The sequence below is a fragment of the Paenibacillus sp. FSL H8-0537 genome (assembly GCF_038051995.1).
GTDB lineage: Bacteria > Bacillota > Bacilli > Paenibacillales > Paenibacillaceae > Pristimantibacillus.
Map to the genome: position 1 here is coordinate 4,515,062 of NZ_CP150290.1, position 19,944 is coordinate 4,535,005.

The following is a 19,944-nucleotide window of genomic DNA, read 5'->3' on the forward strand; positions in this document are numbered from 1 at the left end:
ATTTCCTCCTTATAATGGTTCTTCATTCCATACATTCTATTATCAAAGGAAAATATCGGTTAGCCGCTCACTTTAACCATTGCCGGACGGAGAACCTTCTCCTTCAGCATGTAGCCTTTTTGAACTTCCTCCACAATAATTCCTTCTTCATATTCATCGGATTCCACCGTCATAATCGCCTGATGGAAGTCAGGGTTAAAAGCTTCTCCAACGACATTCATCGCCGTGAGACCTTCCTGCTCAAGCGTTTGTGTCAATTGGCGGAAAATCATGTCTACGCCTTTCGCAAGCGCCTCTACGTCACCATTAACGGAAACAGCAGCTGTAGCCCGATCGAAGTTGTCGACAACCGGCAGCAGCTCTGTAACGAGCTTCATCGACGCATAACGCGCCAGCTCTTCTCTTTCCTTAGTGGAACGACGACGGAAATTGTCAAAGTCCGCTTGTGTGCGAAGGTAGCGCTGCTGGCTCTCTTCAAGCTGCTTCTCAAGCTCTGCATAACGCGCATCAACTACTTCAGCTTCATTTTGCCCAGCTTCAGCCGTTTCTTGCGATTCGACAGTCTCGTCTGCCACTAGCTCCTCAACCACATCATTTTGTTGCTCTTTACTCACCCTATTCACCTCCTTCAAATGCCGCTAAACATGGCTTCATCATTTATACCAACGGGCCAAAAATGCAGCCATATCTTTAGAAATCATATCTACCAAACTCATTACCTTGCCATACTCCATCCGCGTGGGACCAAGGATGCCGATTGTTCCGAGCGGCTGCCCGTCAACCGAATAAGAAGCAGTAATCAAGCTGCAGCTGGCAATCGCCAGATTATCATTTTCCGTCCCGATGCGCACTTGTATGCCTGAAGGCAAGGAGGAAAACATTTTCATCACGGCTGGCGTTTCTTCCAGCAAATCCAAAATCGTTTTTACCTTGTCAACATCTTTGAATTCCGGCTGCGTCAGCATGTTCGTCGTTCCACTTAGGAACAGGCGATGATCGTTATCAGGCTGCAGCGCCTGATCCAGTACGCTCAGCACTTCCTCGCAATGATCGACGTAACGCTCAAGCTCCTGACCGACCTCCAGATAAAGCTTGGATTTCAAGCGGACTAACGGAATGCCGACAAGCTTCGTATTCAAAATATGAACGACCTTCTCCAGCTCCTCCATCTTCACCTCAGACGGCAGCGTAATCGTGCGATTCTCGACGCGCCCTGTATTGGTGACAATGATGGCGACCGCAGAACGCTCATCCAGCGGCACGAGGCTGAAATGCTTCAGCGATGTATTGAACAGCTCCGGGCCCAGCAAAATCGACGTGTAGTTCGTCAGGCTGGACAATATCGATGCTGCATGCTGAATAGCCTGCTCCATCTGGCTCATCTGCTCGCTGAAAAAAGAACGAACCTTCGTCATATCGGCATCGTTCAATTCTTCCATCCGCATCAGATGATCGACGTAATAGCGATAGCCTTTAGTAGAAGGAATCCGACCTGCCGACGTATGTGGCTGCTCCAGAAAACCAAGCTCCTCCAAATCCGCCATTTCATTACGAATGGTAGCTGGGCTGAAGCCAACATCACCGCGCTTAGAAATACTGCGTGAACCGACCGGCTCGGCCGAGCGGATATAATCATCTACGATAGCTGTTAAAATCATTCGCTGTCTATCCGTCAACATGCGCATTCCCTCCAAGTCATCGGCTTTGTCATTAGCACTCGTCTTGATTGAGTGCTAATCGTTAATACAAAAATACCAAACCCGCTTGAGCATTGTCAAGTGAGTTTGGCATTTTTAGTTAGCCTATTTTATTTTCAGCCACTTGTTAACACTAAGTATCCATCTATTGATACGTTAAAAAAAGGATTACTTAGTCACTTTTATAATCAATACCTTTGCATTGTCCCAATCACCGTAGTTAGGTACCAAAGTTAATTCTACTGTACCTGCCGCAGTTCCCACTACACTATTATCTGTTAGGATGTGTATGCAAACGAGAGCCCCTGCTGCTCCCTGCTTAGTGCGTATTCGGATTCCTTTTTTGTGGACTGAGGTTCCGCTATTCTGGATTTCGCTCCCATTTCGGGCCTTAAGCGGACAGGAGATCCGCTATTGCCTTCATAATCCTCTCAAAATGACGATGGGCAGCGCATTAGCGGCTCCTGAGTCCGCAACCTTTGCCAAAACCTGCGATTCAGTTGAAATAGCGACTGCTGTGTCCTCCAAATCTATGTTTGTGTCTTCGCGAAGGGAGCAAACCCCTAAAACGAGCAGCAATAAGCTGCCTTTTGGTAAGTAGGTTCATATTATTCACATTTATGAGTTGTGCCATTCCCGGTAGTAGATGGAAGGCCTTTGAACACTGGCTTCCATCGGAATCCAACTCGCTTGCGTTTGCATACACGTCCTAGTTCCTTCATAACTCGTAAAAAAACCCGATAAAAAAAGAATATTCCCATTTTGGAAATATTCTTTTTCATCAGGCTTGCATGAAAGCATTAATATGATTTAAAAACCTTTACTCCAGCACTTTCAAAACGGCAATTTCATCGCAAGCATTCTGCTTCGGACAGTTGACGCAATCGGTCCATACCTTTTCTGGAAAGATTTCTTTATCTACGACCGTAAACCCATTCCGCAGAAAAAAAGCGACCTCGTACGTCAGCGCCATTACCTTCGTAATGCCCTGTTCCTTCGCCGCAGCAAGCAAGCCGTCAACGAGCTTGCTGCCTATGCCCAGACCCTTGTAGCCATCCGACATGCCAAGTGACCGGATCTCCACCAAATTATCGCCGAGCTTCGTCAGCGAGCCGCAGCCAACAACCTGGTCGCCTACTTCCGCTACAATAAAAGAATTTATCGAATACTCAAGCATATACCGGGTACGGGGCAGCATGATCCCTTTCTCTGCATAGCCTTGAATTAAATCAAACAATACGTCAACATCATCTTTGGTTGCTTTTCTGCACACTGCCTGCAAGCTGTCCATTAGTTTCATGCTGCTCCCCCCATCCGGTGCTTGTTTCATCACCCTATTCATATCATTGAATAAATATACAACATCACGCATGTTTTCTCAATAGGCAATTTAAAAAACGCTTCATATAAATTTTCAAAACTGCCCAGCTCCAGCTAAACTTCCAAACCAATAAACGAACCAAACACTTCGTTGCCGAGCAACACGCCTTTATCCGTCAGCCGATAGCCTGCGCCACGCTCATCCTCCAGACGCTCCATCAAGCCGTCATTCAAATGCTTGTCAATAATCGGGCCAAAATAGCTGCCGAGCATCTTCCCGTCAAACTGGCGGGTAAAATCAGCTGTACGAATGCCATCCAGCAGACGCAGGCCAACCATCATAAAGTCCTCCATCGCCTCAAGCTCGGAAATCGTCTCCGCATCAAGCCGAGGCAAGCGCGACAGCGTAGCGTCAATATAAGGCTGTACCCCCTTGATATTAACATGGCGCTCGCGATTTGCGTACCCATGGGCACCGGCTCCAAGACCATAATAAGGCTCATTGCGCCAGTACGTTGAATTATGCTTGCTTTCATAGCCGGGGCGGGCAAAATTACTTATTTCATAGTGCTGATAGCCGCCAGCCTTAAGCTGCTCAATTAGCAGCAAATACATATTTAAATCCTCATCCTCTGTCGGCAGCGGTAGCTCATTGCGCTCATACAGCTTGTGGAACAGCGTGTTTTCCTCCACTTTAAGGCTGTACAGCGAATAATGCGGCAGCTCAAGCGCAAGCGCCTTCTGCACGCTGTCCGCGAGCAGCTCAACCGTCTGCCCTGGCAGGCCAAACATCAGGTCGATCGACAAATTCGTAAATCCTGCGGCTCTAGCGTTCTCCAGGCTGCGATACACATCCTCCACATTGTGAATGCGCCCAATACGCTCCAGCAGCGTATTATTAAACGATTGCACGCCAAAACTGATCCGGTTCACCCCACCAGCATACATCGCCGCCAGCTTATCAGCATCCGTCGTGCCCGGATTTGCCTCCATCGAAAACTCGACATCTGGAGACAGCGGAAAATGCTTGCGAACAGCTGCGAGAAATCGCTCCATCTGCGGCGGTGTAAGCACCGTCGGCGTACCTCCGCCTACGAATACCGTATCGATTTGCTCAGGCGGCAGCACGCTGATTGTCCGCTCCATTTCGCGCTCCAGCGCATCCAAATAATCGTCCACCGGCTGTCCTTTCAGCACATAGGACGTAAAATCGCAGTAATGGCACTTATTCGTACAAAAAGGGATATGAATATAAAGCGCCCGCGGCGCGTAATGAATCGTCATGCTGTATACCTGCTTTCCTGTGGCAAGCTCTCTTCAAGCGCCAGTCCGTCATAGTGCGGCCGGCTTCTTGCCTCTCTCATGATAAAAAGGAGAGCCTCCGGCTCTCCTTCTCCCTCTAGCTTTCGTCGATCTTGAGCACAGCCATGAACGCTTCCTGCGGCACCTCAACGCTGCCGACCTGCTTCATGCGCTTCTTGCCTTCTTTTTGCTTCTCAAGCAGCTTGCGCTTCCGGCTAATGTCACCGCCGTAACATTTGGCAAGTACGTTTTTACGCATCGCCTTAACGGTCTCACGAGCAATAACCTTGGTGCCAATCGATGCCTGTATCGGAACCTCGAACATTTGACGCGGGATAAGCTCCTTCATCTTCTGGCAAATAATCCGTCCACGGAAGAACGCCCGGTCGCGGTGAACGATGACGGACAGCGCATCGACCTGCTCGCTGTTCAACATAATATCCATCTTCACAAGATTGGACTTCCGATAGCCGGACACTTCATAGTCGAACGAAGCATAACCCTTCGTGCTTGATTTCAACTGGTCGAAGAAATCATATACAATTTCCGAAAGCGGAATTTCATACGTAATCGTGACGCGGTTCGTATCCAAATATTCCATATTAACGAATTCGCCGCGTTTATTCTGGCACAGCTCCATAATCGCGCCGACATAATCATTCGGTACGATAATGCCTGCTTTAACATAAGGCTCCTCGATAAAATCAAGCTTGCCCTGCTCTGGCAGGTTGGACGGATTGTCGATGCTCATGACCGTTCCATCCGTCAGCGTCACCTGATAAATAACGCTTGGCGCCGTCGTAATAAGCGGAATGTTGAACTCGCGTTCAATACGCTCCTGAATAATTTCCATATGCAGGAGTCCCAGGAACCCGCAGCGGAAGCCGAAGCCTAATGCTGTCGACGTTTCCGGCTCGTAGCGCAGCGAAGCATCATTCAGCTCCAGCTTCTCAAGCGCTTCGCGCAGATCGTTATAATCCTGTGTTTCGATCGGATAAAGTCCGCAAAATACCATCGGATTAATTCGGCGGTAGCCCGGAAGTGCTTCCGGTGCTGGACGCTTCGCATCGGTTACGGTATCACCGACACGCGTGTCTTTTACATTTTTGATGCCAGCAACGACAAAACCTACGTCACCAACAGCCAGCTCGTCCACAATGCCCATACGCGGCATGAACGCTCCAACCTCAATAACCTCAAATTCAGCACCAGTCGCCATAAAACGAATTTTCTTGCCCGCTTTAATGCTGCCGTCCATAACTCGGACGTAAACGATAACGCCTTTGTATGCATCGTAGTGAGAGTCAAAAATCAGTGCCTTAAGCGGCATATCAGGATCTCCTGTAGGAGCTGGAACCTTTGCAACGACCTGCTCCAAAATCTCCTTAATGCCAATGCCTGCCTTCGCCGAAGCATGAACCGCCTCGCTTGCATCCAGCCCGATAACATCTTCAATCTCCTGCTTGACGCGATCTGGCTCTGCGCTTGGCAAGTCGATTTTATTAATGACCGGAAGAATTTCGAGGTTGTTGTCGAGTGCCAAATAAACATTGGCAAGCGTCTGCGCCTCAATCCCTTGCGCAGCGTCTACAACGAGCAGCGCGCCTTCGCAAGCAGCAAGGCTGCGGGAAACTTCATATGTAAAATCGACGTGTCCAGGCGTATCAATCAAATTGAGCAAATATTCCACACCGTCATCAGCCTTATAGGTCAGACGAACAGCCTGCAGCTTAATTGTAATTCCGCGCTCCCGCTCCAAATCCATTTGGTCCAGCACTTGAGCTTGCATTTCTCGCGAAGAAAGCGCTCCTGTGTATTCCAAAATGCGATCCGCAAGCGTAGACTTCCCGTGGTCAATATGCGCGATAATCGAGAAGTTTCTAATTTTCTTTTGTCGGTCACGTACGTCAGCCATGCCTAACCCCCACACCATCCATTATTGCTAATCATTCTTTCCATTATATCAGCAATGGAGAGCGCCAGCAATGCGGTTGCCGAAATTCCGGCAGAGCACCTTTGTTATTTCGTCACCTTTTCAAACAAATCCACAATAAACTCCATGCTTCCGGTCGAAAAAGATTGCAGCAAGCCTGCCGTGCCATCAGCCAGCTTATTGACCGAAGGCTCCTGATTTTCATAGGGCATGCCCGGCAGCCGGTCGCCATAGAGCGCATTTTGCTCGGCAAGCTCCCGCACCTCTGCCAGCTCCCTCTCAAGCTCGGATATTTTGCGCGAAGCGGCATCCGACATGCCGGCAATCGACTGTGTTTCAGGTACAGCTGTTCCGCTGACTCCCGTTTCCGCACCTTGCCTAATGATTGCATCTGCCGGCATGACAGAGGACGCTCCGGTCTCCTCAATCGGCCCATAAATCCGTTCAATGCCCGAGGAGGACATTTCTATGCCATACAAGATAACAAAAACGAGTACCCCGCCGATGATCGCCCATTTAAACGCATCACGCCGCTTTCTCATACCGACCCTATCCTTTCTGCACTAGATTCGCCAATTAGCTTTGTGGAGCTGTAACCTTCTCATCCTGCCAATAAATATCCGCGATCACCTTAGCAAGCACATCTGCGGTGCGATACGACTCTACCAGCGTATTGTCTACACCGCCTACCTCGATCAGCACGCTGTCTGAGGCGAGTGATTGATTGTATTCCCCATTGCCTGTGGCAGCTGTTTTGCCCCATATTCCCCTTGAAATGCCCGGATACTGCTTCTCCAGCGCTTCGTGAATTTTAGTAGCAAATGCCTCGTTTTCCTTCCAGTTCGGATTTTTATGGCCGATTATAAAATAAACCTGTGCATAGCTTTTGCCCTTAATCTCGGTCGTCGTATATTTGCGCTTCTGCGAATCGCGATGCAGATCGAATAATAATTTCAAATCCATGCTGCTCGCCAGCGCCTCTTTTACCGTCTTCATAGAATATTTATAGGACAGCTCCCATTTGTAATTTTTCATGGCGGTCGGATAATCCGTTTCTGAATGCAAGGCGCCTACCCCGCGCTTCTCCAGCTGCTCTGCGAGCCGCTTGCCAACCAGCGTAATATTCGTTGTGCTGGAATTCGGGTCCTTGGCGCCATCCTTCAATTCCGGGTACCACGATTCCCGATTATGGGAATGATAGATGAATGCGACCTTGGCTTCTCCCGTCGATGGCTTCGTATTTCCGCTGCCGCTTTGCCCTGGCTTGTCCGCTGGGTCAACAGCGCTTGGCGGCAGCGATGGCGGCGGCTCCACAATCGGCTGTTCGCCTGCTTGTCCTTCTTCGGCATGCGAAGGAATCGGCTCATTATCCTCAGGCCCAACGGCGGTATCGGTTCCGCTGCCTTTGCGAATGAGGAAGGAATCTCCGGCGTTCATGCCGGGAATGCCTGCCGCTAGCAGGCTTTTGGGCTGGGTAGGATTAATATCCGTCATCAGCCTGACTAGAAAAGCGCTCACCTGCGGTACAGACAGATCGCCAGACTGGTTGCTGCCCTGATAGGCAGGCAGCTCCATTTCCAGCATATCCCCGAACAAACCGCTAGATACCGCCGCTGCAAAACCTTTCATCGAAGACACCGGCGCAGCCGATGCTTGACGATGGGCAACTGCCGCAATGCCTATAATGACGAAAAAAATCATTGAACATAAAGAAAGAACAGCGAATGTTCTTCCTGTGACCAGCAATTGCCGAATTTTCCGGCTTCCATACGCCAAATCGAGCAGCATGATTTTTCGTCTCATCGTTTCGCTTACCTCCCGGTTCTGTGCTAGAGCTGTCCTGCTGCTATTAATCTATGAACGAGTAGGCATTAGTAGAACCGACTGCACCCGCATTTTTAATATATTGATCTGCTAGTTTTAGAGTGATAGCGGCATGCTTATATAAAAAAAGCCGCCATACCATGCCTCTGTGTTGAAAGGCATCATATGGCGGCTTACTTTTAATGGGTATAGGCAGCTACATTGTCGGTATCAACCGCATCATGCAGCGAAGCATTGAGCCCGCTCGCAATAATGTTGGCGATGTCCTCGATAAATTGGTCAATCTCCTTCGGTGTTACGAGCAAATCATGGCCGAGCGGGTGAAGCACCTCTTTGACGAGCTGCAGCCGCTCCTGCTCCTCCAACTGGTTCATGATGCCAAATACCTGATTGCTGTCGCCCTTGTTCGTTTCAATGTGCTGACGCATTAGCTCCAGCGTATTATTCACAATTGTAGATGCATACACGACTGTCGGGACCCCGATGGCTATTACCGGAATTCCTAAAATCTCCTTCGTGAGTCCTTTGCGCTTATTGCCGATGCCAGAGCCGGGATGAATGCCGGTATCGGCAATTTGAATCGTCGTGTTCACCCTCTCCACCGCTTTGGAAGCAAGAGCATCAATAGCAATGATGACATCGGGCTTCGTCCGCTCGGCAATGCCTTGAATAATGTCGCTGGACTCAATGCCGGTAATGCCTAATACACCAGGCGCAATAGCACTAACCGCGCGATAGCCAGGCGCAACCTGGTCGGGCATCAGCTCAAAAAAGTGGCGGGTCACCATTACGTTCTCCACGACAATCGGGCCTAGTGCATCCGGCGTCACATTCCAGTTGCCAAGTCCGACAATGAGCACCCGTGCTGTCTTGCCAACTCCGATGCGTTCAAGAAAAATCTCAAAATGCTTGGCGAACATCGTCGCAACCCGGTTCTGCAGCTCCGTATCCTGTGTACGCAGTCCTGGAACCTCCAGTGTGACGTAGTGGCCCTGCATTTTGCCAATTGCCGCGGCCCCTTGCTCATTTTGGACATGAAGGCTTGTAATGACGATGCCATCCTCATCTTGGCGCTCGGAATGGATGCCCGGAATGACGCCGCCCGACTGCTCGGCCATTTCTTTTGCTTCCAGCGCCAAATCCGTTCGAACGTTGTAAGCTTGCAAATCAAGTTGTCCCACCGCATACCCTTCTTCCTTGAAAAAATAAATGCTTTCTGCCATTAGTGTTCGCAAGCATTTGGTTTTCATGCGTGCTATTGCTTTTTGGGTATACGCATGGTAATATATTTTAAGTTGTGTTATCCAGAATTATAGCGTATGCTAAAGATTGCCTGTGCATATTTCGTAGGAGGTGAAACTCGATGCCAAACATTAAATCCGCAATTAAACGCGTCAAAACGAGCGAAAAACGCCGCGCTTTGAACGCTTCCCAAAAATCCGCGCTTCGTACGGCTGTTAAATCTGCTGACCAAGCTATCGCCGGCACTGATGTAGCTGTTGCTAAAACAGCTCTAATCGCTGCGACGAAAAAATTGGACAAGGCGGTTACTAAAGGCCTGATTCATAAAAATGCGGCTGCCCGCAAAAAATCTCGTCTTGCTAAAAAGCTTAACGCTATTTCGGCGCAAGCTTAAACCGTCCTTGAACATACAAAAAAGCTGTCTTCCGGTTTTCCGGTTGACAGCTTTTTTGTGTGTATATGATGTCGTCGCTGGCCTCTATGCCATCCGCTTTGGGGCGCCAAGCGATAATAAATAAAGCTCAAGGCCAAAGTTTTTATCCAATTGCCCCGTCTTCATCTTATAATCCAGATCAGCAATAGCGGATAGCAATGCCCCTAGCCGCGACGTTGAAAACTTCCGGCACTTCTCCGCAGCCAGCTTGACCGCATAAGGATGAAGTCCGAGCTGTCCGGCCATTTGCTGCGGCGAATAGCGATGCTGCTCCAGCTCTTTAATTTGCAGCATGATGCGCAGCTGCCGTGCAATCAGCGCCGCGATTTTTATCGGCTCCTCGCGTCTGATAAGCAATTGTCTATACAATCGCAGCGACCTGTCCACCTGCAATTCCGCAATTGCATCCACCAATGCGAATACATCCTCTTCCACAGTGGACACCGTCAGCAGCTCCACTTCCTCACGTCCAATCTGACCGCCAACACCTGCGTGCAGACAGAGCTTGTCCACTTCTAGTGCCAGCTGCTGCATATGAGCTCCTACCCGTGACAGAAGCAGCTCAGCCGCCTCAGTATCCAGCGTGCGTTTCTGCTCAGCCGCCCGGCGGATGGCCCAGCCCTTCAACTCAGCTGCATCCAGCTCTTGAAAAGCAATGAGCGCATTGCGATCCTTCAGCTGCTTGACGAGCTTGCGCCGTTCATCCAGCTTCTCCGCGTGAATCAAAAACAGAATGACCGTTGTTTCTGAAGGATTCTCTATATATTGCTGCAAGCGGTCGGTGCGATGGTCCAGCTTGCCCCCCTCTTTCCCGCCAGCCGCAAATACGACGGCATCCCTTACGATGACCAGCTTGCGTTCAACAAAGAAGGGCAGCGTCTCCGCTTCCAGTACAGCCTCATCCAGCACACTTTCTGCTGTATCGAATTTGACGATGCCCAGCTCCCGCTCATCAGCGGTGAACATCGCGTCCGCAAGCGTATCGGCAAACTGCTGAATTCGGTAACGGTCTTTGCCGAAAACGACGTATACAGGGCGAAATCGCTTGCCCTTAATTTCCTTCAATGCTTCTTTCCCATCCAAAGGTTATTCCTCCCTACCTTCTCCTGTGAACGGCAACAAAGGGATGAGCCCGATCGGCTTCATCCCTTTGTCCCTGAACATCTATATAAACATCAGCAGAAAGATCCATGGCTTCTCCTTCTGCTGATGGTCATACGACGATCAAGGCTAACACGTCGCATCTTCTCTCCACTCTTTACCATACGCAGTTAAAGCGGAAAGTGTGCATACATCTGTAGACCTTCATAAAATTAATGTGCTGCTTTGTCATCCTTGAGCGTATTCAGATCAACTGCATATTTTTCAATGCCGCCTGACTCCAGATGAATTTCATAATTCAAAATCTTATTGTCCTCCGACCAGCTTAAATTGGCGATCTGGCCGTTTTTGCGCGCCGTTTCCAACAATAGCTTATGGTCGCTTACCTCATAAATCTTAATGACGTAGCCAACAACCTCAGCCGAATAAACGCCGTCAGCAGAAACCACTGCGACAGATGCGAGAGGAGCTTTCTCCGGTTCGCCTGAAAGGCCTTCCAATGGTTTGCCATCCTCCTCAGCAGGAGCTTGAGAAGTGCTGGTGTCTGTACCCGTGTCAGACTTTGCATCATTGAAATCCGGAGCAGTAAGGCCAGAAGCCGAACCAACATCAGAAGTTCCAAATTCACTGCTGTTATTGCCATTAGCGCTTCCGCCATCTTGATTTGATCCGTCGCCGTCTTGTCCTGTTACATTCTTCTTAAGACTCATGCCCGTATCAAGCGATTCTGATTTCACTTCACCCGAAGTTTGTGGATCAGTAGCCACAAATTGCCTGACCGCCGACGTGTCGTAATTGGCTATAGGGCTGTCAGCAGCAGTAGCGCTTGCTTCCGTCCGGCCCAAGTCATTGTTTGATTGCGACCCATTAAACCAGCCTGCGTTATAGGAAACGATAAATGTACCCGCTACAAGGCACGCCGCAACGACGCCTGTAAGCTGCCGAAGCTTTGATGAAGCGACGCGATTCGGCATTTTCCTCCGCTTGGGCGTTGCCGTCTCTTGTGGCTCCACAACAGAGCCAGCCGCTTCGAAAGAAAGCTGCTCCAATTGAGGCATAATAGCATCCACAAGGCTGTAGCTTGGCGTTACATGAGGCAGATTTTCCAATTCCACAGACAAATTTTTCAGCCGCTCAAACATTGCTGCGCAGTCCGGACATTGCTTGAAATGGTTTGTCATGGTTGCTTTCTCGTATTCATCAAGGTCGCCGTCAAGCTCCCTTTGCATATATTCCATCACCTCTTGACAGTTCATCCCCGGACACCACCTTTCTGATAATCATGTAGTAACGTTTGAAGCTGCTGTCTGGCTCTGAATAAATAGGATTTTACTGTGTTTAGGGGCAAATCCAGAGACTCAGCTATTTCATTGTAGGAAAAATCCTGCAAGTATCGAAGCACGACAACAGCGCGGTGATGATCGGGTAGCTTATCAATAGCGTTACGGATGTCTTGAGCTGCGTAAGCGGACAAAACTTCATCCTCTACATTTTGCTTCTCGTGAAACACCATATCATGCTCATCAATGGACACTGTCGGCTTGTTTCTTCTAAACTTGTCAATACAGATATTCGTTACAATGCGTTGAATCCATGTTTTAAATTGGGCTTTTTCTTCGTATGAGCCGATTTTGGTATAAATGCGAATGAGTGCCTCCTGCGCCGCATCCATTGCATCCTGCTCGTTGTTTACTATATAGTAGGCTGTCCGATAAACATGTGTTTCAATCTCTCGCAATAGAGTAATCAATGCATCGCGATCTCCCGACTGAGCGGCTCTAATAAGGCCAGGCTCCACCACGAAGGATCCCCCTCTCTTGCAACCTCTCTGACGAGCAGGTTACGTAAAATGTTGCAAATCTTCGTACAAATACATTTTTTATTTTAGCCACAAGGCCCATATTCCGATTTAAACAAGCGTACTCCACACTCAAGAATATCAAAAAAAGCAAGCACCGTATATAGCAAGTTCATGACTGCGTGGAGTTAGCCGATTTTCTCTTTTACACAGAGGACTTCTCCAGAAAAGCATATAAGTTAAGATTTATTTTGCCAAAGCGCACTTCACAGCATTCAGCCGGAAAGAAATCCTTTCCACCCACGCATGCCTTGAGCTTGTCCAAAATGTTATTGATGCTGTCCTTATCGAGCTTCAGAATTAGGCCCGATTGCGCGTAATGGAGACTTTCGTCTTCTCTAACCTGTACAAGCCTTAGCTCATTTACCTTTTTACTGTTAATTTGCGCAGCTTCGCTTAGAGCAATTGTCGCTTCCTCCCCTGTAAACATTAGGCAGAGGGCTTCACAAAGCTCGCTTGCACCATTTATATCGAATCGGATATCAATGGCATATTTTCCGGCTCTGTTTATTTTTATCATCGAATTCACACTTCCTTGCCTTAATCTCCTGCCGCTGCTTATGCTCATTTTACAGGATCATTTCGAAGAAACCTACTCCGTCGTTCACTCCACTCCGCTTTTCTTTGTTTAAACATATAATATGATAGATGCGTATAGGTTGATGCATGCGCTAAAAATGAGCAGAAAGCTGCTGAGACATACCGCTTTTTCAGGGTGCATATGACAATTGGAGCGGGCTCGCTGCTCCTTGCTTAGCGTTTACTAGAGGCAAATGTCATCTGTCGATTCGAGGCTGGGGAAGCACATGCTGCGATTGTTGCTGAGATCATTATGGTTGAGATCACTATAGCTGAAATCATTATGGTTAGATCACTGCGGTTAGATCAATGTGGTTAGATCACTGCGGTAGAGATCACTGTAGCCGAGATCAATATGGTTGAAAATACTGTAACTTAGATCATTGTAGTTGAAAACACTGCGGTTGAGAATCCGCGGCTCGAGACGTGCGCTCCTTTTTTGGCGGACTGAAATTCCGCTATTTTGGGTTTTGATCCGATTTTAGACCTTAAGCGGACAGGAAATCCGTTAATGCCCTCTTTATCGCGACAAAATGGCCATTTGCAGCACATTAGCGGCTCCTGAGTCCGCCGCTTGTGCTATACCCTTGATTCTGTTGCATTAGCTGCATCTGTGTCCGCCTAGTCCAGCTTTGTACAGGGAGTAAGCCACTTGAACGCAGAACACCCAGTTGCCTTTCGGTACGTAAGTCCACATTTATAAGCGGTGATATTTCCATCAATAGTGGGAATACTTGTGACTTTATATTTGATCTGAATCTGAATCTGGATTTGGATTTGGATCTGGGTATAGCTTGCTTACGGCTTCATGCACGCCTAAACTATATGCAATTTTATTAAAAATTCTCCTTTTGATGATTGTGTTTATTGTCATTGCATATCAATTCCCTTTATCCATCGTTCTGACCAATAGCCTCTCCGATGCCGCCCGATATTCAATTTCACCGTCCTGATCCGTTCGGCGCACCTCAGCTCCCGCTGCCTTCAAGCGTCCCAATACATCGCCATGAGGGTGGCCGTAGCTGTTTGTCGCACCTGCGGAAATCGCCGCACTCAGCGGCTGCCAGCGTTCCAGCCAATTGGCTGCCGTCGAATAGCGGCTTCCATGATGCGCTACTTTAAGCACATCGATTTTGGTGCAGCAGGCCGCATAAAAGTCTGGATTTTCATCCATATCGGCCATCAAACGCTCCTCCGTCTCAAAACCGATGTCTCCCGTCATTAGAAAAGTATAATTTTTCATCGTCAAATAAAGGACAACACTCGCTTCGTTCTGCTCCTCGACCTCCTTGATTTGTATGCTGGGAATGCTGCTCTTTTCCGTGTGGACAACGGCAGAGGGCCATAGAACGGTCAGCTTTGTTTGCTTGCCCATTTCCCACTCCTGCCCCGCCTCAGCCCGGTACATTGGAATCTCATGCTGAACCGCAAAAGCAAGCAATTCCTCTGCATCAGGAGAATGCTTCATACTGCCGTTCCATAACAGCCCTTTGACTGGGATCGAATCCATAACCGCCTTAAGCCCCTTAATATGATCACTATCCAAATGGGAGACGATGAGTAGATCAAGCTGATGGACACCGCGCTTCATAAGCAGCGGGGCAATGACTTTTTTGCCCACTTCAAAAGGGTCCTTGCGCGCTCGCCACTCCTCGCCCTCCTTACGGAAAGAAACCGTTCCCCCACCGTCGATCAAAAGATGCTTCCCTTCCGGTGTCCTGATATAAATAGAGTCTCCCTGTCCAATATCCAGCACATGAACGCGGCCGTCGCGATCATATAGGTCAGGATAATAGGCGAAAAATAGCAGTGCTAGCAGCAGGAGGAAGGATGAAAACAGGCTGCTGGGATAAAGAAGCGCCATCGCAGAGGTTGTACTCGGAAGGCCTTTAAATCCTCGAGATGATTTGTGGGCAGCAATGATGCCGCCCGTTCTATGTATGGATGGAAGCTCGTGGAGCGGCTGCGTCTCTAACTCGCCGTTTTCGTGACCAGCTGCCGAGTCGCCATGCTCTGATTCTGGCCCCAGCTCAGGGGCGACTGATGGCTGACGCACTGGAAGTGCACGGAATAGCAGCGCTAAGGCGCCATACCAAGCCGCAATCCACCATAGCGGTGGAGTCGCCCAAATCGTACGAAATAAATCGGCCTTGGCGAGCCAGTCCACAAGCCAAAATGTCCAGTCATTAGCGTAGACACTCGCCCATGCGAGCAGCTTGCCGCCTGATGGCCAAGCCATATGAATGAACAGCGCAGCTCCGCCTAACGGCATAATAATAAAGCTGATAAATGGCACAAGCAGTAAATTAGCCGGAAGCGACAGCAAATGGAATTGGTTGAAATAATAAATGGAAACTGGAAACGATACAGCTTGCGCTACGACGCTGACGGCGGTCAAATCGAGCAGCGCTTTGCCCCGCTTCCAGTCAGGCATAGCACGCCTTACAGGAGGGACACCAAGAATAAGGCCGAGCGTCACGATAAACGAAAGCTGGAAACTGACATTTTCCAAATAAAAAGGATTGATCGCCAGCATAATTACGGCTGCGGCCGCCAATATATGCAGGCCATCCTTCAGCTTGTGCATGCGCGCAGCCAACAAACCGAGCATGCCCATTACGCCGGCCCTCACAACCGAAGGCGAAGCGCCGCTGAGCAGCACATAGAAGGGCACGGCAAAAACGAGCGTCAGCAGCAAGCGCTCCCGCGTCATGCGGCAAAGCCGTAAAATCAGGCCCAGCGCGTAGAGGAACACCGCAACGTGCAGGCCTGATATGGCGAGTATATGCGTTAAGCCGAGACGAGCGAATTGCTGCATGAGGGAGGGATCAAGGTTATCCGTAATCCCGAGGACGAGGCCTTGCATGTAGCCGGCTTGCACGCCCGGGTACATGCCTGTTAGTCGTGCGCCAAGCCAGGCGCGCACGGTGTCGACGCGGCCGAGCAGCGCGGCCGCAGTCCAGGGCGGGCCGGGCGCGATGTCGATCGCGCCCGTGCCCGTAGCTTGAAGCAGCCAGTGGATATTCTGGCTGCTCAAGTAGCGGCGGTAGTCGAAGCCGCCGCGATTTGCCGGGCCAGCGGGCTGCGCCAGCTGGCCCTTAACGTCAACGACGTCGCCGCGCCGCCAAGCAGCGGCGACCTCCTGCTGCGGCTGCTCCTCGAGCCGCAGCTGCACAAGCATCCGCTCGCCGCCGAGCTGGCGCGGCGAGCCAAACCCCGCTACGCTGGCGGCATCGACCGCCAGCTCAAAGATTGCCCGGTCGCCGTCGATTTCGACGACCGACACAATCGTCCCGGACGCTTCAACCGCTATCGCAGCGTCCGACCCCTGCGCCTCTGCGGCGCGCAGCACGTCCAGCAGGCCAGTCACATTGCGGGCATCCGCCCACATCCGTTCCCCAGCTGCAAGGACGAAGCCAACTGCACATACGGCTGCCAGCTTCCGCGTCAGCCGTCCCGACAAAACCAGCGCCAGGGCGGCTACCGCCACGCCGCCCGCCGCCAGTGCGGCTCCTGCGCCGCTCAACTTCGCACCGCTTGCACAGCCTGCCACAAAACATACCGCGAACCAAAGCAGCGGTCTTCTATTCATTTTCAATCACCTCTCCATTCTGACTTGAAATTGACTTCATTTTCATGTAAGCAACTGAGACAGCCCAGCGTAAACGGCTGGCGCCATCCTCTGGCGGCTAAAGCTCGTTACGCGGTGAAATACAAATCATTAATAGGCTCAAACTTTTAAATACCTATATTTGCAAAAAAGCACCTCTTATCACATGCAGATGCGCATGCGATAAGAGGTGCTTCCTCTCTAAATAAACAATTATTTTATCTTCTTTGCTCTTGCTCTTGCTCTTGCTCTTGCTCTTGCTCTTGCTCTTGCTCTTGCTCTTGCTCTTGCTCTTGCTCTTGCTCTTGCAATATTCTATTTCTGTTACTGTTTAACTTTTAAAAGCCGTTCATTTTTTATCATTATTTTTTGTTCTATCACTGTTTATGTTCTGTCACTGTTTATGTTCTATCACCAATCATTTTTATCAACGCTGCTTCTTTGGCTGTTGCACTCTCTCTTCTTAGCCTAGTTCTTATCCACTATAATCCATAGCTCTAACCGTCTCTACCCACATACAAAATCAAGAAATAACCGACATTCCCGCCTGCGGCGGCGGTTCATAGCCTTCCAGCAAACGAAAAACAATGCCTAAGTGCCCCATCAGCGTCACAACCTTCTCGCTGTCTTTCGGGTAACCGCGGTGGTAAACAACCTCTTTAATCCCGCTGTTCGCAAGCATATTCGCGCAAGTCCAGCATGGCTGGTCTGTTACATATACCGTCGAGCCCTCACGGTCGGCGCGATCGGTAAACAGCAGCAAATTTTGCTCCGCGTGGATCGTGCGAATGCAGCGCTGCTTTTTAACCATTTGCTCTGCGCCATTCTCCTGCTTGATTTCCCATTCTTCCGCAATCATACAGCCCGCTTCCGAGCAATCCTGAACGCCCATTGGCGCTCCATTATATGCGGTGCCAAGCAGTTTTTTGCCCTGCACCAGTACAGCTCCCACATGCCGCCTCGGGCAGCGTGAGCGCGTCGATACCATATAAGCAATGTCCATAAAATACGTATCCCAGTCTTTACGTTCGGCGTCTTGCCCTACTATTGCCATTGTTTCAGCTTCCTCCTTGATGCTCGTTCAAAATAATCGTCAGCCACAATTGTGTCTAAAATGCGCGATATATTCGTTTTTTCATAAAATCCGGCTGCTGCCTGTTATTTTCTCATACTTAAGGATTGGCGACAATGCTGTCTTTCATGCCCTGAAGCAGCTTAGGACCGATTCCCTTCACTCGCCGCAAGTCATCGACCGATGTAAAGCGCCCATTTTTATCCCGATCTTCAACAATCGCTTTAGCTTTGGCTGGTCCGATCCCTTTCAGGTCATCAAGCTCCTCAGCTGTCGCTCGGTTAATATCCAGCTTGCCCGAATCCGTCGACGACGTCGCTATCCCTTCACCCGTCTCGCTTTGCCCCGCCCCAACAGCGCCGCTTCCGTTGCCTGCTACATTTCCATTCTCATTGCTATTCTGACCGCTAATTCCATTGCTAGTTCCAGCCCCAGCTTCTGCAGCTCCTCCAGCGTCGACACTTTCTCCATCTTGTATCATCTTCTCGGCACTTTCTGCCCCAGATGAGCTCGTTCCCTCTGCTATTCCCCCAGCAGCAGACAGCTTCCCACTTCCGTTTCCCCCATCTCCGCCACCGCTTGAGGTCTGTTTTCCACTACTGCCATTTGCCGCTGCATTCACCTGCTGTCCTTCTGCATCCGCCTGCTTCCCTAAGCCGATACCCTCTCCAGCCTCGCGCTTCACCCCAGCAGAACCGGATTCACTGCCTTGCTCTGGCGGCAATGCCGCTTCCACAGCCTCATTTAGCGTCGTCCAGCCACTTGGAGCCTGCTCCTTCGGCATAAATATAGCAGCTCCAAGCAGCCCACAGGCGAGCAGCAAACAAACCGCCATAATCGTCCGCTTAGCATCCGAACCTTTCCCATATTGCTTCCCCTTCGCTCGTTGCCTCATCCTTTACCCACACCTTTCGCTATGAATAACCGCTCCAAAAAAGATGAAAATTGTTGACATAACTGCCAAGTTGTCAGGAATACGGTAGAAGAACAGGTAAACTGCGAATAGGCTTACTTCGCCTTAAAGCCTGTTCCACTTTGGAAAATCATCACAGCTTACACAGCAATTCAATCAGGCCCCCACAAGGCCGCTTCCATTTCACAACCTCACAACGAAGGAGGTCACCCTATGAAAGTTGGATTTATTGGAACGGGAACGATGGGCAGTCTGCTCATTGAAGCATTAATCGCTTCGGGAGCGCTGGAATCCGATCAAATTTCCGTCAGCAACCGCACTTTCGCCAAAGCACAGGCACTCGCTGACCGCTATGCCGGGCTTCAAGCAGAAGCGAGCAATGCACGTGCCGCATTTGGCAAGGATATTGTGTTTCTTTGCATTAAGCCGCATGAATTTAAAAAGGTCATCGACGACATATCGTCTGTCGTAAGGCCTGAGCAGCTGCTAGTTTCGATTACAAGCCCGGTTCTGCTCTCGCACCTTGAGGAAGTAGTGCCCTGCAAAGTGGCCAAAGTCATTCCGAGCATTACAAATCATGTATGGAGCGGCGCTTCCTTATGTATTTATGGCTCCCGCATCCACAGCGAAGACAAGGAACGACTCGAATCGCTGCTCGCCTTTATCAGCGAGCCGCTGCAAATTGATGAATCCTATACGCGAGTCGTATCGGATCTGTCAAGCTGCGGTCCAGCGTTTATTTCCTGTCTGCTGGAGCAGTTCGTGGACGCAGCGGTTGAAGAGACGGGCATTGACCGCGAGGAAGCGCTCAAGGTGGCCAGCGCCATGCTGCTCGGAACAGGATTGCTCCTGACTGAAGGAGGACTTACGCCAGCTGATGTGCAGGCGCGAGTAGCCGTCCCCGGAGGCATAACCGCACAAGCTCTGAAATTGCTTCGCTGTGAGACCGATGATGTATTCAACCGGCTTATCCGTACGACTCATGCCAAATTCCATGACGATGTCGCCAAAGTTTCCATATCTTTCTACGGAGAAGAGGTGAACGGTCAATAGCTGTTCT

The 19,944-nt window shown here is 49.9% G+C and carries 17 protein-coding genes; 2 read left to right on the top strand and 15 right to left on the bottom strand.

What is annotated here, in order from left to right; genetic code table 11:
- Window positions 1–59 precede the first annotated feature (59 nt).
- The 8 genes from grpE to gpr all read right to left on the bottom strand — a co-directional run bounded on the left by grpE (window position 60) and on the right by gpr (window position 9,257).
- Window positions 60–614, bottom strand: coding sequence for a nucleotide exchange factor GrpE (gene grpE / locus MHB80_RS18965; protein WP_341278431.1), 555 nt, complete (start codon window positions 612–614; stop codon window positions 60–62).
- Window positions 615–653: 39 nt separating this feature from the next.
- Window positions 654–1,679, bottom strand: a complete 1,026-nt coding sequence (hrcA, locus tag MHB80_RS18970) for a heat-inducible transcriptional repressor HrcA (protein ID WP_341278432.1) — start codon at window positions 1,677–1,679, stop codon at window positions 654–656.
- A gap of 838 nt (window positions 1,680–2,517) precedes the next feature.
- Window positions 2,518–2,988, bottom strand: a complete 471-nt coding sequence (locus MHB80_RS18975) for an N-acetyltransferase (RefSeq protein ID WP_046230305.1) — start codon at window positions 2,986–2,988, stop codon at window positions 2,518–2,520.
- Window positions 2,989–3,131: 143 nt separating this feature from the next.
- On the bottom strand, window positions 3,132–4,301 hold the full coding sequence (gene hemW / locus MHB80_RS18980; RefSeq protein ID WP_341278433.1) for a radical SAM family heme chaperone HemW: 1,170 nt from the start codon (window positions 4,299–4,301) through the stop codon (window positions 3,132–3,134).
- Window positions 4,302–4,416: 115 nt separating this feature from the next.
- The gene (gene lepA, locus MHB80_RS18985) at window positions 4,417–6,234 is read right to left on the bottom strand and encodes a translation elongation factor 4 (RefSeq protein WP_341278434.1); all 1,818 of its coding nucleotides are present in this window, start codon (window positions 6,232–6,234) and stop codon (window positions 4,417–4,419) included.
- 104 nt (window positions 6,235–6,338) lie between these two features.
- Entirely contained in the window at window positions 6,339–6,794 is a 456-nt protein-coding gene (locus MHB80_RS18990) for a hypothetical protein (RefSeq protein WP_341278435.1), read from the bottom strand.
- Between the two features lie 34 nt (window positions 6,795–6,828).
- Window positions 6,829–8,055 carry a stage II sporulation protein P gene (locus MHB80_RS18995; protein ID WP_341278436.1) on the bottom strand — a complete coding sequence of 409 codons (1,227 nt, stop codon included), beginning with the start codon at window positions 8,053–8,055 and terminating at the stop codon, window positions 6,829–6,831.
- 200 nt (window positions 8,056–8,255) lie between these two features.
- Complete coding sequence (gene gpr, locus MHB80_RS19000) at window positions 8,256–9,257, bottom strand: GPR endopeptidase (protein WP_341278437.1); 1,002 nt, start codon at window positions 9,255–9,257, stop codon at window positions 8,256–8,258.
- Window positions 9,258–9,439: 182 nt separating this feature from the next.
- Between gpr and rpsT the strand changes: the two genes are divergently transcribed.
- Window positions 9,440–9,712: a 30S ribosomal protein S20 gene (gene rpsT / locus MHB80_RS19005; protein WP_341278438.1), complete on the top strand. Its 273-nt coding sequence runs from the start codon at window positions 9,440–9,442 to the stop codon at window positions 9,710–9,712.
- 84 nt (window positions 9,713–9,796) lie between these two features.
- Here rpsT and holA read toward each other — a convergent pair whose 3' ends face one another.
- The 7 genes from holA to MHB80_RS19040 form a co-directional block, all read right to left on the bottom strand.
- A complete protein-coding gene (holA, locus tag MHB80_RS19010; protein WP_341278439.1) occupies window positions 9,797–10,834 on the bottom strand; it encodes a DNA polymerase III subunit delta in 1,038 nt (345 codons plus the stop codon).
- A 230-nt stretch (window positions 10,835–11,064) separates the two neighbouring features.
- Window positions 11,065–12,108: a zf-HC2 domain-containing protein gene (locus MHB80_RS19015; protein ID WP_341278440.1), complete on the bottom strand. Its 1,044-nt coding sequence runs from the start codon at window positions 12,106–12,108 to the stop codon at window positions 11,065–11,067.
- Window positions 12,105–12,653, bottom strand: coding sequence for a sigma-70 family RNA polymerase sigma factor (locus MHB80_RS19020; RefSeq protein ID WP_056029404.1), 549 nt, complete (start codon window positions 12,651–12,653; stop codon window positions 12,105–12,107). The genes MHB80_RS19015 and MHB80_RS19020 overlap by 4 nt, the downstream gene beginning before the upstream one ends.
- A 202-nt stretch (window positions 12,654–12,855) precedes the next feature.
- Window positions 12,856–13,230 carry a hypothetical protein gene (locus MHB80_RS19025; protein WP_341278441.1) on the bottom strand — a complete coding sequence of 125 codons (375 nt, stop codon included), beginning with the start codon at window positions 13,228–13,230 and terminating at the stop codon, window positions 12,856–12,858.
- Between the two features lie 939 nt (window positions 13,231–14,169).
- Window positions 14,170–16,881 (bottom strand): ComEC/Rec2 family competence protein, encoded by a 2,712-nt coding sequence (locus MHB80_RS19030; RefSeq protein WP_341278442.1) that lies wholly within the window; start codon window positions 16,879–16,881, stop codon window positions 14,170–14,172.
- A 541-nt stretch (window positions 16,882–17,422) separates the two neighbouring features.
- Window positions 17,423–17,953, bottom strand: a complete 531-nt coding sequence (locus MHB80_RS19035; RefSeq protein WP_341278443.1) for a dCMP deaminase family protein — start codon at window positions 17,951–17,953, stop codon at window positions 17,423–17,425.
- 118 nt (window positions 17,954–18,071) lie between these two features.
- Entirely contained in the window at window positions 18,072–18,866 is a 795-nt protein-coding gene (locus MHB80_RS19040; protein ID WP_341278444.1) for a ComEA family DNA-binding protein, read from the bottom strand.
- A gap of 231 nt (window positions 18,867–19,097) precedes the next feature.
- Between MHB80_RS19040 and comER the strand changes: the two genes are divergently transcribed.
- On the top strand, window positions 19,098–19,937 hold the full coding sequence (comER, locus tag MHB80_RS19045; protein ID WP_341278445.1) for a late competence protein ComER: 840 nt from the start codon (window positions 19,098–19,100) through the stop codon (window positions 19,935–19,937).
- The last annotated feature ends 7 nt before the right edge of the window (window positions 19,938–19,944 follow it).